This is a genomic window from Streptomyces sp. NPDC046712 (assembly GCF_040645695.1).
GTDB lineage: Bacteria > Actinomycetota > Actinomycetes > Streptomycetales > Streptomycetaceae > Streptomyces.
In genome coordinates this window covers 161966-176033 of sequence record NZ_JBEYYW010000006.1, presented here as the reverse complement: position 1 = coordinate 176033, position 14068 = coordinate 161966, and the positions used below count along the sequence as shown (strand labels likewise).

Below are 14068 nucleotides of genomic sequence, written 5' to 3'. Positions count from 1 at the left end.
CACGAGTCATCGCTCGCGTTTCACAAGAATGCGAGCGACCTCTCGTGTTTGTCAAACGTGTTGAGGAAAGCTGGGGACAGCCATGTCCGAGGAGACGTCCGAGAGTTCCGCGGAACAGAAGCCGCGCCGCCGCCAGGCCCGCGGCGAGCGCCGTATCGCACAGCTGCTCCAGGCGGCCGCGAACGTCTTTTGCACGAACGGGTACACGGCGGCCAGCACCAACGCGATCGCCCGCGAGGCCAGCGTCTCCCCCGGCACGCTCTACCAGTACTTCCCCAACAAGGAGGCGATCGCCGTCGAGCTCGGCGGCCGCCTGCTGCACCAGATGCGGGAGATGCACGGCCAGGCGTTCACCCCGGCCAACCTCGCCCTGCCGCTGCCCGAGCTGGTGGACGCGGTGCTCGACCCGATGATCGAGTTCAACTGCCAGAACCCGGTCTTCCTCGCCCTGATGCACGGCTCCGAGATCCCCGGCCGGATCGCCGAGGAGCACGACGCGCTGCACGCCTCCCTGCTGACCTCGGTCCAGAGCCTGTTCGACCACCACCTCCCGGACCACACCGCCGAGGACCGCACCCTCAAGGCCGAGATGACCTTCTCGGTCGTCAAGGGCGGCCTCACGCTGATCCTCGCCGCCGCCGAAGGGCCCGCGCGGGACGCGGCGATCACCGAGCTGAAGACGCTCCTCCTGCGCTACCTCGGCCCGCTCATCGGGAACGCCCCGGCCACCGTCGGCACCGCGCTCACCACGACTCCGACCCCGTGACCGCCGCCGTGACCGCCGCCGTCGGCCCCGCCTGAGGCTCGCCACGCCGGCCGGACTCCCCCGGCTGCGTCACTCCCGCGGCACGGCGGCCGCAGGAGTGGAATTTATACCCCCTAGGGGTATAACCTGTGCTTCAGTACGAGCCTGAACCAGCACCGCGCTCGAAGAGGAGACCGTCATGACCGCCGAGACGAAGACCGAACTCACCACCGTCTACCAGGTCAAGGGAATGACCTGCGGGCACTGCGAGGGCGCGGTCTCCAGCGAGATCTCCGAGATCGCCGGGGTCTCCTCCGTCACGGCCGTGGCCGCCACCGGCCAGGTCACCGTGGCCTCCGAGGCCCCGCTGGACGAGGCCGAGGTCCGCGCCGCCGTCGACGAGGCCGGCTACGAGCTCGTCGGCCAGGCCTAGGCGCTGACCGACCCCGATCCGCCGGACAGGCCCTAGGTCCCGATCCGGACGAGAGACCCAGAGCTCCAGGGCTCACTCCCGGCATCCCCGCGCAGGGCCGTACCGTTACGACGGTACGGCCCTGCTCCCTTTTGGAACGGCACATGACCTCCAGTCCCGCCTCCACCCTCACCACCGAGCTGACCATCGGCGGGATGACCTGCGCCTCCTGCGCGGCCCGCGTCGAGAAGAAGCTCAACCGCATGGACGGCGTCACCGCGACCGTCAACTACGCGACGGAGAAGGCCCGGATCGAGCACCCGCCCGGGGTCGAGGTCGCCGATCTGATCGAGACGGTCGTCAAGACGGGGTACACGGCCGAAGAACCCCCGCCTCCGGAGCCGCAGCCGGACCCCGACCCGGCGGAGAGCACGCGGGACACCGACCCGGAGCTCGGCTCGCTCCGGCAACGGCTGACCGTCTCCGCCTTCCTCTCCGCGCCCGTCGTCCTGCTCGCCATGGTCCCGGCCCTCCAGTTCGACAACTGGCAGTGGCTCTCCCTGACCCTCGCCGCCCCGGTCGTCGTCTGGGGCGGGCTGCCGTTCCACCGCGCCGCCTGGACGAACCTGCGACACGGCTCCTCGACCATGGACACCCTCGTCGCGGTCGGCACCCTGGCGGCCTTCGGCTGGTCGCTGTGGGCCCTGTTCTTCGGCCACGCGGGCATGGTCGGCATGCGCCACGACTTCGACCCCACCGCCGGTCGCGCCGACGGCTCCTCCAGCATCTATCTGGAGGTCGCGGCCGGTGTCATCACCTTCATCCTGCTCGGCCGCTACCTGGAGGCCCGGGCCAAGCGAAAGGCCGGTGCCGCGCTCCGCGCACTCCTCGAGCTGGGCGCCAAGGACGTGGCCGTCCTGCGATGGGGGTCCCCCCTGCCCGAGCGAAGCCGAGAGCTTGGGGGAGGCACGGAGGTACGGATTCCGGTGGCGGCCCTGAAGGCCGGCGACCTGTTCGTCGTACGGCCCGGGGAGAAGATCGCCACCGACGGCACCGTGACCGAGGGCGTCTCCGCCGTCGACGCGTCCCTGCTCACCGGCGAGTCGGTCCCGGTCGACGTCACGGCCGGCGATCCGGTCGTCGGCGGCTGCGTCAACACCTCCGGCCGGCTGGTCGTCGAGGCGACCCGGGTCGGCGCGGACACCCAGCTGGCCCGCATGGCGAAGCTGGTCGAGGACGCCCAGAGCGGCAAGGCCGAGGTCCAGCGCCTCGCCGACAAGGTCTCCGCCGTCTTCGTACCTGTCGTGCTCTTCATCGCCCTCGGCACCCTGCTCACCTGGCTCTTCGTGGTCGAGGACACCGCGGCCGCGTTCACCGCCGCCGTGGCCGTCCTGATCATCGCCTGCCCGTGCGCCCTGGGACTCGCGACCCCGACCGCGCTCATGGTCGGCACCGGCCGGGGCGCGCAGCTCGGCATCCTGATCAAGGGCCCGGAGGTTCTGGAGTCCACCCGCCGCGTCGACACGGTCGTCCTCGACAAGACGGGGACCGTCACGACCGGCCGGATGCGGCTCCAGAAGGTGTACGCGTACGAGGGTGAGGACGAGGCCGAGCTGCTGCGCCTCGCGGGCGCCCTGGAGCACGCCTCCGAGCACCCGGTCGCCCGGGCGGTCGCGGACGGCGCCGCAGAGAGGCTCGGGCGGCCCGTGGCAGAGCTCCCCGTACCGACGTCCTTCGAGAACGTGCCCGGCCTCGGTGTGCGCGGCACGGTCGACGGCCACCGGGTCCTGGCCGGCCGCGCGGCGCTCCTCGAGGCCGAGGGCGTCGACGTACCCGGGGTGCCGGAGCCCGGCGCCGTCCAGGTCGCCTGGGACGGCCGGGCCCGCGGGGCCCTCACGGTCGCCGACGCGGTCAAGGACACCAGCGCGGAGGCCGTCGCCCGGCTGCGCGGCCTCGGTCTGACGCCGGTCCTGCTGACCGGCGACGGGCGGGCCGTCGCGGAGACGGTCGCGGCCGAGGTGGGCATCGACGCGGACCGGGTCTTCGCCGAGGTGCTGCCGCAGGAGAAGGTCGAGGTGGTCCGGCGTCTCCAGGCGGAGGGCCGGACGGTCGCGATGGTCGGCGACGGCGTGAATGACGCGGCCGCCCTCGCCACCGCCGACCTGGGGCTCGCCATGGGCACCGGCACGGACGCGGCCATCGAGGCGAGCGACCTGACGCTGGTCCGCGGCGACCTCCGGGTGGCGGCGGACGCGATCCGGCTCTCCCGCCGGACCCTCGCGACGATCAAGGGGAACCTGGGCTGGGCCTTCGGTTACAACTGCGCCGCCCTGCCGCTCGCGGCGCTCGGACTCCTCAACCCCATGATCGCCGGATTGGCCATGGCATTTTCGTCCGTATTTGTCGTGACAAACAGCCTGCGACTTCGGAGGTTCACGTGAATTCACCTACACGTGACGCACAAGACCTTCACAAAGAGACCTAGATCACAGATATTTGGGGGTAACCATTCGGGCCGTTCGCGAGTCTAAGTGGGCGATGCCAAGAACGTCTTGGGGGACGTTCATGGGATGTCTTGGGGGACGTCCCAGGCAAGCGTTGGCCGGGGCACGTGCACCGGGGAGCTTTGAGCGGCCCTCCCGTATACGTACCCCGGCAGACCGCGCAGACCCGCGTAGCTTCTGCTGAACCCGGCAGACGCCCGGCCCGGATCCCGTGGGGGGAATCCGCACCGGGGATATGGAAAGCGCCCCGCTCGCCGACCCGTGGGGGGATCGGCAGCGGGGCGCTTTTCGTTCAGCGGCGCCTCGGGGCGTCGACGAGCGTCAGCGGCTCTCGACGGGCACGAAGTCGCGCAGGACCTCGCCCGTGGCTGTGCCAGCCCGGGGGACAACCCCCGGACCCCCGGCTGAGGGCGCCGGGGGCAGCGGCCCGAGGCTCAGCGGCTCTCGACGGGCACGAAGTCGCGCAGGACCTCGCCCGTGTAGATCTGGCGCGGGCGGCCGATGCGGGAGCCCGGCTCCTTGATCATCTCGTGCCACTGGGCGATCCAGCCCGGAAGGCGGCCGAGGGCGAAGAGCACGGTGAACATCTCGGTCGGGAAGCCCATCGCGCGGTAGATGAGGCCCGTGTAGAAGTCCACGTTCGGGTAGAGGTTGCGCGAGACGAAGTAGTCGTCGGAGAGCGCGTGCTCCTCCAGCTTGAGCGCGATGTCCAGCAGCTCGTCGGACTTGCCGAGAGCGGAGAGCACATCGTGCGCCGCGGCCTTGATGATCTTGGCGCGCGGGTCGAAGGACTTGTACACCCGGTGGCCGAAGCCCATCAGGCGGACGCCGTCCTCCTTGTTCTTCACCTTGTTGATGAAGGAGTCGACATCGCCACCGTTGGCCTTGATGCCCTCGAGCATCTCCAGGACCGACTGGTTGGCGCCACCGTGCAGGGGGCCCCACAGGGCCGAGATGCCGGCGGAGATCGACGCGAACATGTTCGCCTGGCTCGAACCCACCAGACGGACGGTGGACGTCGAACAGTTCTGCTCGTGGTCCGCGTGCAGGATCAGCAGCTTGTCGAGCGCCGAGACCACGACCGGGTCCAGCTCGTACTCCTGGGCCGGGACCGAGAAGGTCATGCGCAGGAAGTTCTCGACGTACCCGAGGTCGTTGCGCGGGTAGACGAAGGGGTGGCCGATCGACTTCTTGTACGCGTACGCCGCGATCGTCGGCAGCTTGGCGAGCAGCCGGATCGTGGAGAGGTGGCGCTGCTTCTCGTCGAACGGGTTGTGGCTGTCCTGGTAGAAGGTGGACAGCGCGGAGACCACGGAGGACAGCATCGCCATCGGGTGGGCGTCGCGCGGGAAGCCCTGGAAGAACCGCTTGACGTCCTCGTGCAGCAGGGTGTGCTGCGTGATCTCGTTCTGGAAGCCTTCGAGCTCGTCGGCCTTGGGAAGCTCACCGTTGATCAGCAGCGAGGCCACCTCGAGGAAGGTCGACTGCTCGGCCAGCTGCTCGATGGGGTAGCCGCGGTACCGCAGAATGCCCTGCTCGCCATCGAGGTAGGTGATGGCGGATTTATAGGCGGCGGTGTTGCCGTAGCCGCTGTCCAGGGTGACCAGACCGGTCTGGGCTCGGAGCTTCCCGATGTCGAAGCCCTTGTCGCCGACGGTGCTCTCGACCACCGGGTAGGTGTATTCACCGTCCGCGTACCGCAGTACTACAGAGTTGTCGCTCACGTCATCCCTCACCGACGTAGTGCCTCTTCTTCGAGGTGCCCTGACTGTCTCTACCATCCCCCATTTGGCTCAGGAGAGTGCACTCGGGGTCGACCATTGGGCCATTTGGCGGCACTCAGTGCCGCCAACCTGCTCATCTTGCCCCCTTCGCCCCGCTTGGGGAAGTCGGGGGTGGTCTTTCACACGACTGCCGACAGCCGGTGGGCCAGCGCGGTGAAGCGTCTGCCTGCGGAAACCGTACGGACCGCCTGGCCGATCGCCTTCCGTGAACCGACCAGGACGACCAGCTTCTTCGCCCGGGTGACGGCCGTGTAGAGCAGATTCCGCTGGAGCATCATCCAGGCGCTGGTGGTGACGGGGATCACGACCGCCGGGTACTCGCTGCCCTGCGAGCGGTGGATGGTGACCGCGTAGGCATGGGCCAGTTCGTCCAGTTCGTCGAAGTCGTACGGCACTTCCTCGTCCTCGTCGGTCCGTACGGTCAGCCGCTGTTCGACGGGGTCGAGAGAGGTCACGACGCCGACCGTGCCGTTGAAGACTCCGTTGGTGCCCTTCTCGTAGTTGTTGCGGATCTGGGTGACCTTGTCGCCGACGCGGAAGACCCGGCCGCCGAACCTCTTCTCGGGGAGGTCGGGGCGGGCCGGGGTGACGGCCTGCTGGAGCAGCCCGTTGAGCGCGCCGGCGCCCGCGGGACCGCGGTGCATGGGAGCCAGAACCTGCACGTCCCGGCGCGGATCGAGACCGAACTTGGCGGGAATCCGTCGCGCCGCGACCTCGACGGCGACCCGGGCGGCGTCCTCGGTCTCCTCCTCCACGAAGAGGAAGAAGTCCGGCAGGCCGGTGGTCACGGGCGGGAGCCCGGCGTTGATGCGGTGGGCGTTGGTGACCACCCCCGACTGCTGCGCCTGACGGAAGATGCGGGTCAGCCGGACGGCCGGCACCGGGCTGTCCGGCGCCAGCAGGTCGCCGAGCACCTCGCCCGCGCCGACCGAGGGCAGCTGGTCCACGTCCCCGACGAGCAGCAGATGGGCACCGGGTGCCACCGCCTTCACCAGCTTGTTGGCGAGGAGCAGATCGAGCATGGAGGCCTCGTCCACCACGACGAGATCGGCGTCGAGCGGCCGGTCCCGGTCGTAGGCCGCGTCCCCGCCCGGCTTGAGCTCCAGGAGCCGGTGGACGGTGGAGGCCTCCGCGCCCGTCAGCTCCGCGAGCCGTTTCGCCGCCCGGCCGGTGGGGGCCGCCAGCACCACCTTGGCCTTCTTGGCCCGTGCCAGCTCCACGATCGAGCGGACGGTGAACGACTTCCCGCACCCCGGCCCACCGGTCAGCACGGCGACCTTTCGGGTCAGGGCGAGCCGCACGGCCTCCTCCTGCTCGGGAGCGAGGGAGGCGCCGGTCCGCTCGGCGAGCCAGGCCAGGGCCTTGTCCCAGGCGACGTCCTGGAAGGCTGGCAAGCGGTCCTCGGGTGCGTGCAGCAGGCGCCTGGTCTGCCCGGCCAGGGAGAGCTCGGCGCGGTGGAACGGCACCAGGTACACGGCCGTGACCGGCTGCCCCTCGGGCCCGGGCACCGACTCCCGTACGACCCCCTCCGGGTCCTGCGCCAGCTCGGCGAGGCACTCGATGACCAGGCCGGTGTCGACCTGGAGCAGCTTGACGGCGTCGGCGATCAGCCGCTCCTCGGGCAGGAAGCAGTGCCCCTGGTCGGTGGACTGCGACAGGGCGTACTGCAGCCCCGCCTTGACCCGGTCGGGGCTGTCGTGCGGGATGCCGACGGCCTGGGCGATCCGGTCGGCGGTGAGGAAGCCGATGCCCCACACGTCGGCGGCCAGCCGGTAGGGCTGGTTCTTCACGACGGAGATCGAGGCGTCCCCGTACTTCTTGTAGATGCGTACGGCGATGGAGGTGGAGACGCCGACCCCCTGGAGGAAGACCATCACCTCCTTGATCGCCTTCTGCTCCTCCCAGGCGGCGGTGATGTTCTTCGTGCGCTTGGGCCCCAGGCCGGGCACCTCGATCAGGCGCGCGGGGGCCCCCTCCAGGATCTCGAGGGTGTCCAGGCCGAAGTGTTGTGTGATGCGGTCGGCGAAGACCGGGCCGATGCCCTTGATGAGCCCGGAGCCGAGGTAGCGGCGAATGCCCTGGATGGTGGCGGGCAGGACGGTCGTGTAGTTCTCGACCGTGAACTGCTTGCCGTACTGCGGATGGGACCCCCAACGCCCCTCCATCCGCAGCGACTCCCCGGGCTGGGCACCGAGCAGCGCCCCGACGACCGTGAGGAGATCCCCGCCACCGCGCCCGGTGTCGACGCGGGCGACGGTGTAGCCGCTCTCCTCATTGGCATAGGTGATCCGCTCGAGCACCCCTTCGACCACTGCCTGACGCGCTGCCTGACCCTGGTTGGACATGGCCCGAAGGTAGCGAAGGGCTCGGACAGTCGCGTGAGCGGTGCAGTGGGCCTGGGGAAAACCTCGGGTCCCGTCCGCGCGAGCCGGCGAGCGGCTCATGCTCGTGCTCGTGCTGGGGCTCGGGCTCGTGCTCGTTTGCTCGTGCTCGTGCTCGTGCTCGTGCTCGTGCTCGTGCTCGTGCGGACAGCCTGCCCTGCTCCGTACGGCAGTTGACGTCTTGAACGCGGCACGTCAGAGTCCCGGCGTGAGCGAGATCAGCGACCTGACGCCGGCCGAGACGCGGGTATGGCGGGCCTTTCCACGCGGCGAATCCGTGGATTTCCGCATCGGCGAGAACGAGGATCCGGCGACCGGCACCACCTGGGGCGCCGAGCGGACGGTACGGGCGAGCGTGCTGCGAGCGCTGCTGCTCAAGGCTCCACGGGAGGACGGTGAGATCGCCGCGCTGAAGATCACGGGGGCGCGGATCACCGGCGTCCTGGACCTGAAGTACGCCACGATCGACGCCGCCGTCCGGCTGAGCCACTGTCGGTTCGACAGCGTTCCCGACCTGTACGGCGCCCAACTGCGCCAGCTCAATCTGAGCAAATCCGATCTTCCGGGCATGAACTCGGCGACCCTGCGGGTCGAGGGAGTGCTGCGGATGACGGACTGCCGTGTGCGCGGGCCGGTGCGGCTCGGCGGAGCGCAGATCTCGGGGGCGCTGTTCATGGAGCGGGCACAGTTCATCGCGCCGGACGACTCCGAGCCGGTGCTCCAGCTCAACCAGGCCGCGATCGGGGACGATCTGTGGGCACCGGGGATGTGCGCGCAGGGGCAGGTACGTCTCACCGGCGCCTCCGTCACCGGGCGGATCAACATTCAGGACGCCGAGTTCGACCATCCCGCGGGCACGGCGCTGGACGCCCAGAACCTCACCGTGGGAGCCCATGTACGGGCGCGGTGCGTGCGCGCGCAGGGCCGGATCGAGCTCCGAGGCGCGCGCATATCGGGCCGTCTCGACCTGCTCCACGCCCGCCTGTCACATCCGGGCGACACGGCTTTGCGGGCGAGCAGTTGTGTCATCGGTGAACTCTGGCTGCGCGGGGGCGAGCGCATCGAGGGCGCCCTCAATCTGCGGCGTTCCCACATAGAGATTCTGACCCTTGAACCGGAGATGCTGCCGGAGCAGGTCTACCTCAGCAATCTCACGTACACGGTCCTCACCCCGCACGAGCCCGCCGATCGCCGCCTGCCGATGCTGGAGCGGGACGGCGACCGGTACGAGCCTCACGGCTACGAGCAGTTGATGGCGGCCTACCGCCACGTCGGAGACGACGACGCCGCCCGGCTCGTCCAACTCGCCAAGCAGCGCCGCCGACGCGCCACACTCACCTGGTACGGGCGGCTGTGGGGGTACATCCAGGACGCCACCGTCGGCTACGGCTTCCGCCCGCTGCGCGCGGCCGTCTGGCTGCTGTCCCTCATGGCCATCGGATCCGTGGCATTCGGCCTGGAGCCCCCACGTCCCGTCAAGCCGGACGAGGCCCCTGACTTCAACCCCGTCTTCTACACCCTCGACCTGCTCCTGCCGGTCATCAACTTCGGCCAGGAGTCGGCATTCGCCCCCGACGGCGGGCACCAGTGGTTGTCGTACGCACTGATCATCACCGGCTGGATCCTGGCGACGACGATCGCCGCGGGCGTGACCCGTACCGTCAGCCGTCAATGACCCCCGGCCGGCAGGTCATACCTGCTCGGCGAGGCCGGAGGCAGGACGGTACGCGGTGGGCGCGCCTACCCCACCTCTCGTACGTACCGATCCACCGTCTCCTCCAGGACCTCCACGCCGTCCCGCGCCCACAGGTCGTCGTTGAACAGCTCCACCTCGATCGGGCCCGTGTACCCGGCCCGCTCGACGAGCTCGCACCACGCCCGCAGGTCGATCGCGCCGTCGCCCAACTGGCCCCGGCCGTTGAGGACTCCGGCCGGGAGCGGGGTGGTCCAGTCGGCCAGCTGGAAGGCGTGGATGCGGTCCGCCGCGCCCGCCCGGGCCACCGCCGCCGGGGCCCGCTCGTCCCACCAGATGTGGTACGTGTCGACGACCACGCCGACCTGCGAGGACGGGAAGCGCTCCGCGATCTCCAGGGCCTGGTCCAGGGTGGAGACCGCGCAGCGGTCCGCCGCGTACATCGGGTGGAGGGGTTCGATCGCCAGGCGGACGCCCCGCTCCTCCGCGTACGGGGCGAGTTCGGCGATCGCGTCGGTGATCCGGGCGCGGGCCGCCGCCAGGTCACGGCTGCCCGGGGCGAGGCCGCCCGAGACCAGGACCAGGGTGTCCGTGCCGAGGGTCGCGGCCTCGTCGATCGCCGCGCGGTTGTCGTCCAGGGACTCCACCGTCGTGAAGAAGCCGCCCCGGCACAGGGACGTGACCGTCAGGCCCGCGTCGCGTACGAGTTCGGCGGCGGCGGCGAGCCCGTACTCCGCGACCGGTTCCCGCCACAGGCCCACCCCCGGAACGGAGAGACGGGCGCACTGCTCCACCAGCTCCGGGAGCGAGAGCTGCCTCACCGTCATCTGGTTGATGCTGAAGCGGGAGAGGGATTCACACGTCACTGATGCACTCCATGGACCGTCAGCAGGGACTTCATCCTCGACTCCGCCAGCTCCGGGTCCGGGAACAGCCCGAGACCGTCCGCCAGTTCGTACGCCCGCGCCAGGTGCGGCAGCGAGCGCGCGGACTGGAGGCCGCCGACCATCGTGAAGTGGTCCTGGTGGCCGGCCAGCCAGGCGAGGAGGACGACGCCCGTCTTGTAGAAGCGGGTCGGGGTCTGGAAGAGGTGGCGGGACAGCTCCACCGTCGGGTCGAGGACCTTGCGGAAGCCCTCGGTGTCGCCCGTGTCGAGGGTGCGGACCGCCTCCGCCGCCAGCGGAGCGAGCGGGTCGAAGATGCCGAGGAGGGCGTGGCTGAAGCCCTGCTCGTCGCCCGCGATCAGCTCGGGGTAGTGGAAGTCGTCGCCCGTGTAGCAGCGGACGCCTTCCGGCAGGCGGCGACGCAGGTCGATCTCGCGCCGGGCGTCGAGCAGGGAGACCTTGATGCCGTCGACCTTGTCGGGCTGGGCCGCGATCACGTCGAGGAAGACGGAGGTTGCCGCGTCCAGGTCCGAGGAGCCCCAGTAGCCGTCGAGCGCCGGGTCGAACATCGGGCCGAGCCAGTGCAGGATCACCGGCTCGCTCGCCTGGCGCAGGAGATGGCCGTACGTGTCGAGATAGTCGTCCGGGTCCTGGGCCGCGGCGGCGAGGGCGCGCGAGGCCATGAGGATGGCCTGGGAGCCGGTCTCCTCGACGAGCGCGAGCTGTTCCTCGTACGCCTCACGGACCGCCACGAGATCGGCGGGGCCGGTGAGCTGGTCGGTTCCGACACCGCAGGCGATACGGCCGCCCACTGCCTTCGCCTCCGCCGCCGAGCGGCGGATCAGCTCGGCCGCGCCCGCCCAGTCGAGGCCCATCCCGCGCTGCGCGGTGTCCATCGCCTCCGCGACGCCGAGGCCCTGCGCCCAGAGGTGGCGACGGAAGGCGAGGGTGGCGTCCCAGTCGACGGCGGCCGGCGAGTCGGGGGTGGTGTCGGCGTACGGGTCGGCGACGACGTGCGCCGCGGAGAAGACGGTACGGGAGGTCAGGGGGCCGCCCGCGGGGGCTGTGGGCCGGGCCGGGCGCGGGCTGTACTCCCGTACACCGCCGGAGCCGTGGGGAAGCCGGATCACAGCGTGATCTCCGGGACCTCCAGGCGCCGGCCCTCCGCCGACGACCTCAGACCGAGCTCGGCGAGCTGCACACCGCGCGCGCCCGCCAGCAGGTCCCACTGGTACGGCTCGTCGAGGACGACGTGCTTCAGGAAGAGCTCCCACTGGGCCTTGAAGCCGTTGTCGAACTCGGTGTTGTCCGGGACCTCCTGCCACTGCTCGCGGAAGGGTTCGGTCGCCGGGATGTCCGGGTTCCAGACCGGCTTGGGGGTGGCGGAGCGGTGCTGGACGCGGCAGTTCCGGAGGCCGGCGACGGCCGATCCGTGGGTGCCGTCGACCTGGAACTCGACCAGTTCGTCGCGGTTCACGCGGACCGCCCAGGAGGAGTTGATCTGGGCGACCGCCCCGCCCTCCAGCTGGAAGATGCCGTACGCGGCGTCGTCGGCGGTCGCGGCGTACGGCTTGCCCTGCTCGTCCCAGCGCTGCGGGATGTGCGCGGCGACGTGCGCGGTGACGCCGGTGACCCGGCCGAAGAGCTCGTGGAGCACGTACTCCCAGTGCGGGAACATGTCGACGACGATGCCGCCGCCGTCCTCGGCGCGGTAGTTCCAGCTGGGGCGCTGGGCGTCCTGCCAGTCGCCTTCGAAGACCCAGTAGCCGAACTCCCCGCGCACGGAGAGGATCTGCCCGAAGAAGCCGCCGTCGATGAGGCGCTTCAGCTTGAGCAGGCCCGGCAGGAAGATCTTGTCCTGGACGACGCCGTGCTTGACGCCCTTCCGAGAGGCCAGCCGGGCGAGATCGAGGGCGCCCGCCAGGTCTCCCGCCGTCGGCTTCTCGGTGTAGATGTGCTTGCCGGCGGCGACGGCCTTGCGGATCGCCTCGACGCGGGCGGAGGTCACCTGGGCGTCGAAGTAGATCTCCACCGACTCGTCGGCGAGTACGGCGTCGAGGTCGGTGGACCACTCGGTGAGGCCGTGGCGCTCGGCGAGGGCGCGCAGGGCGTGCTCCCGGCGGCCGACGAGGACGGGCTCGGGCCAGAGGGTCTCGCCGTTGCCGAGATCGAGGCCGCCCTGCTCGCGCAGGGCGAGGATCGAGCGGACGAGGTGCTGGCGGTAGCCCATGCGTCCGGTGACGCCGTTCATGGCGATACGGACTGTCCTGCGTGTCACGAAGGTCCTCCACACTCACGGAAGAAAGCGCTTTCTACGACGGGAGACGCTAGCCTGCCGACAACGCACCGGACAAGGGGTCCGGCCGACTCTCCCCGACTCTCCTCGGAGGTACGCGATGACCGTCACGCTGGCGGATGTGGCCGCGCGTGCCCGGGTCTCCCCCGCCACCGTCTCCCGCGTCCTGAACGGCAACTACCCCGTCGCCGCCTCGACCCGGGAGCGGGTGCTGCGGGCGGTGGACGAGCTGGACTACGTACTGAACGGGCCCGCGAGCTCGCTCGCCGCCGCCACGTCCGACCTGGTCGGGATCCTCGTCAACGACATCGCCGACCCCTTCTTCGGGATCATGGCCGGTGCGGCACAGAACGCCATCGGGGAAGGCGCGTCGGGGCGGGCGGGCGGCGAGAAGCTGGCCGTCGTGTGCAACACCGGCGGCTCCCCGGAGCGCGAGCTCACGTACCTCACCCTGCTCCAGCGCCAGCGCGCCGCCGCCGTCATCCTCACCGGCGGGTCGCTGGAGGATCCGGAGCACATGGCGGCGGTGGCGTCGAAGCTGTCGCGGCTCACGGACGCGGGAACGCGGATCGTGCTGTGCGGACGGCCGCCGGTGCCGGGGGACGCGAGCGTGGCGGCGCTGACCTTCGACAACCGGGCGGGGGCGCGGCGGCTCACCGAGCACCTGCTGGCGCTCGGGCACCGGCGGATCGGTTACACGGCGGGGCCGGCGGACCGGACGACGACCCGGCACCGGCTCGAAGGGCACCGGGAGGCGCTGGCCGGGGCGGGGGTACCGGAAGGTCCCACCGTCCACGGGTCGTACGACCGGGGCTCCGGCTACGACGCGACGCTCGAACTCCTCCGCCGGGAGCCGTCGTTGACGGCGGTCGTGGCGGCGAACGACACGGTGGCGCTGGGCGCGTGCGCGGCGCTGCGCGACCAGGGGCTGCGCATCCCGGAGGACGTCTCGGTGGCGGGCTTCGACGACCTCCCGTTCTCGGTCGACGCGGTGCCCGCCCTGACGACCGTACGACTGCCGCTCCAGGAGGCGGGAGCGCGGGCGGGACGGCTCGCGATCGGCACCGAGGAGGCCCCGCCGGGCGGCCTGGCGACGATTCCGGCCGAGCTACTGGTACGTGACTCGACGGCACGCCCGCGGGAGTGACGGGGGCGGGGAGCGCGACCGGGCGAGGCCCGGGGCGAGGCGCGCCACGCGGGTGACCGGGCCTGGGCGGGGACCGGGGCGGATCTCGTCACGCGGGTGACGGGGCCTGGGCGGGGCCTGGGGCGGATCTCGTCACGTGGGTGACCGGCACGCGCCGGGGGCCTCGACCGGCTCCGGCCCGACGGACCACGCCACGCTTGCGTGCGCGCCGACGGACCACGC

General features: G+C 70.8%; 10 protein-coding genes. 5 read left to right on the top strand and 5 right to left on the bottom strand.

Annotated elements, in window-relative coordinates; translation table 11 throughout:
- Positions 1 to 82: 82 nt before the first annotated feature.
- The 3 genes from ABZ939_RS10990 (at position 83) to ABZ939_RS10980 (ending at position 3598) form a co-directional block, all read left to right on the top strand.
- A complete protein-coding gene (locus ABZ939_RS10990) occupies positions 83 to 766 on the top strand; it encodes a TetR/AcrR family transcriptional regulator (RefSeq protein WP_361851678.1) in 684 nt (227 codons plus the stop codon).
- A 178-nt stretch (positions 767 to 944) separates the two neighbouring features.
- Positions 945 to 1178: a cation transporter gene (locus ABZ939_RS10985; protein WP_361851675.1), complete on the top strand. Its 234-nt coding sequence runs from the start codon at positions 945 to 947 to the stop codon at positions 1176 to 1178.
- 143 nt (positions 1179 to 1321) lie between these two features.
- Positions 1322 to 3598, top strand: coding sequence for a heavy metal translocating P-type ATPase (locus ABZ939_RS10980; RefSeq protein ID WP_361851672.1), 2277 nt, complete (start codon positions 1322 to 1324; stop codon positions 3596 to 3598).
- 497 nt (positions 3599 to 4095) lie between these two features.
- Here ABZ939_RS10980 and ABZ939_RS10975 read toward each other — a convergent pair whose 3' ends face one another.
- Both ABZ939_RS10975 and ABZ939_RS10970 read right to left on the bottom strand, forming a co-directional pair.
- Entirely contained in the window at positions 4096 to 5385 is a 1290-nt protein-coding gene (locus tag ABZ939_RS10975; RefSeq protein ID WP_361851670.1) for a citrate synthase, read from the bottom strand.
- A 179-nt stretch (positions 5386 to 5564) separates the two neighbouring features.
- Complete coding sequence (locus ABZ939_RS10970) at positions 5565 to 7790, bottom strand: ATP-dependent RecD-like DNA helicase (RefSeq protein ID WP_361851667.1); 2226 nt, start codon at positions 7788 to 7790, stop codon at positions 5565 to 5567.
- A gap of 244 nt (positions 7791 to 8034) precedes the next feature.
- On the opposite strand from ABZ939_RS10970, the gene ABZ939_RS10965 reads away from it, so the two are divergent.
- Positions 8035 to 9501, top strand: a complete 1467-nt coding sequence (locus ABZ939_RS10965; RefSeq protein WP_361851664.1) for a membrane-associated oxidoreductase — start codon at positions 8035 to 8037, stop codon at positions 9499 to 9501.
- Positions 9502 to 9566: 65 nt separating this feature from the next.
- On the opposite strand, the gene ABZ939_RS10960 is transcribed toward ABZ939_RS10965, so the two are convergent.
- Genes ABZ939_RS10960 through ABZ939_RS10950 form a run of 3 tightly spaced genes read right to left on the bottom strand, consistent with a single transcriptional unit; the run spans position 9567 to position 12681 of the window.
- Positions 9567 to 10385, bottom strand: a complete 819-nt coding sequence (locus ABZ939_RS10960; RefSeq protein ID WP_361851662.1) for a sugar phosphate isomerase/epimerase family protein — start codon at positions 10383 to 10385, stop codon at positions 9567 to 9569.
- On the bottom strand, positions 10382 to 11533 hold the full coding sequence (locus ABZ939_RS10955) for a dihydrodipicolinate synthase family protein (protein ID WP_361851659.1): 1152 nt from the start codon (positions 11531 to 11533) through the stop codon (positions 10382 to 10384). The genes ABZ939_RS10960 and ABZ939_RS10955 overlap by 4 nt, the downstream gene beginning before the upstream one ends.
- Positions 11530 to 12681, bottom strand: a complete 1152-nt coding sequence (locus ABZ939_RS10950) for a Gfo/Idh/MocA family oxidoreductase (RefSeq protein WP_361851656.1) — start codon at positions 12679 to 12681, stop codon at positions 11530 to 11532. The genes ABZ939_RS10955 and ABZ939_RS10950 overlap by 4 nt, the downstream gene beginning before the upstream one ends.
- A gap of 118 nt (positions 12682 to 12799) precedes the next feature.
- Here ABZ939_RS10950 and ABZ939_RS10945 point away from each other — a divergent pair, with 118 nt between their 5' ends.
- Positions 12800 to 13846 (top strand): LacI family DNA-binding transcriptional regulator, encoded by a 1047-nt coding sequence (locus tag ABZ939_RS10945; RefSeq protein WP_361851654.1) that lies wholly within the window; start codon positions 12800 to 12802, stop codon positions 13844 to 13846.
- Positions 13847 to 14068 lie beyond the last annotated feature (222 nt).

Excerpts from the sequence above, each read along its gene's own strand:
- ABZ939_RS10990 (WP_361851678.1), top strand. The coding sequence starts at position 83 with ATGTCCGAGGAGACGTCCGAGAGTTCCGCGGAACAGAAGCCGCGCCGC.
- ABZ939_RS10985 (WP_361851675.1), top strand. The coding sequence starts at position 945 with ATGACCGCCGAGACGAAGACCGAACTCACCACCGTCTACCAGGTCAAG.
- ABZ939_RS10980 (WP_361851672.1), top strand. The coding sequence starts at position 1,322 with ATGACCTCCAGTCCCGCCTCCACCCTCACCACCGAGCTGACCATCGGC.
- ABZ939_RS10970 (WP_361851667.1), bottom strand. The coding sequence starts at position 7,790 with ATGTCCAACCAGGGTCAGGCAGCGCGTCAGGCAGTGGTCGAAGGGGTG.
- ABZ939_RS10945 (WP_361851654.1), top strand. The coding sequence starts at position 12,800 with ATGACCGTCACGCTGGCGGATGTGGCCGCGCGTGCCCGGGTCTCCCCC.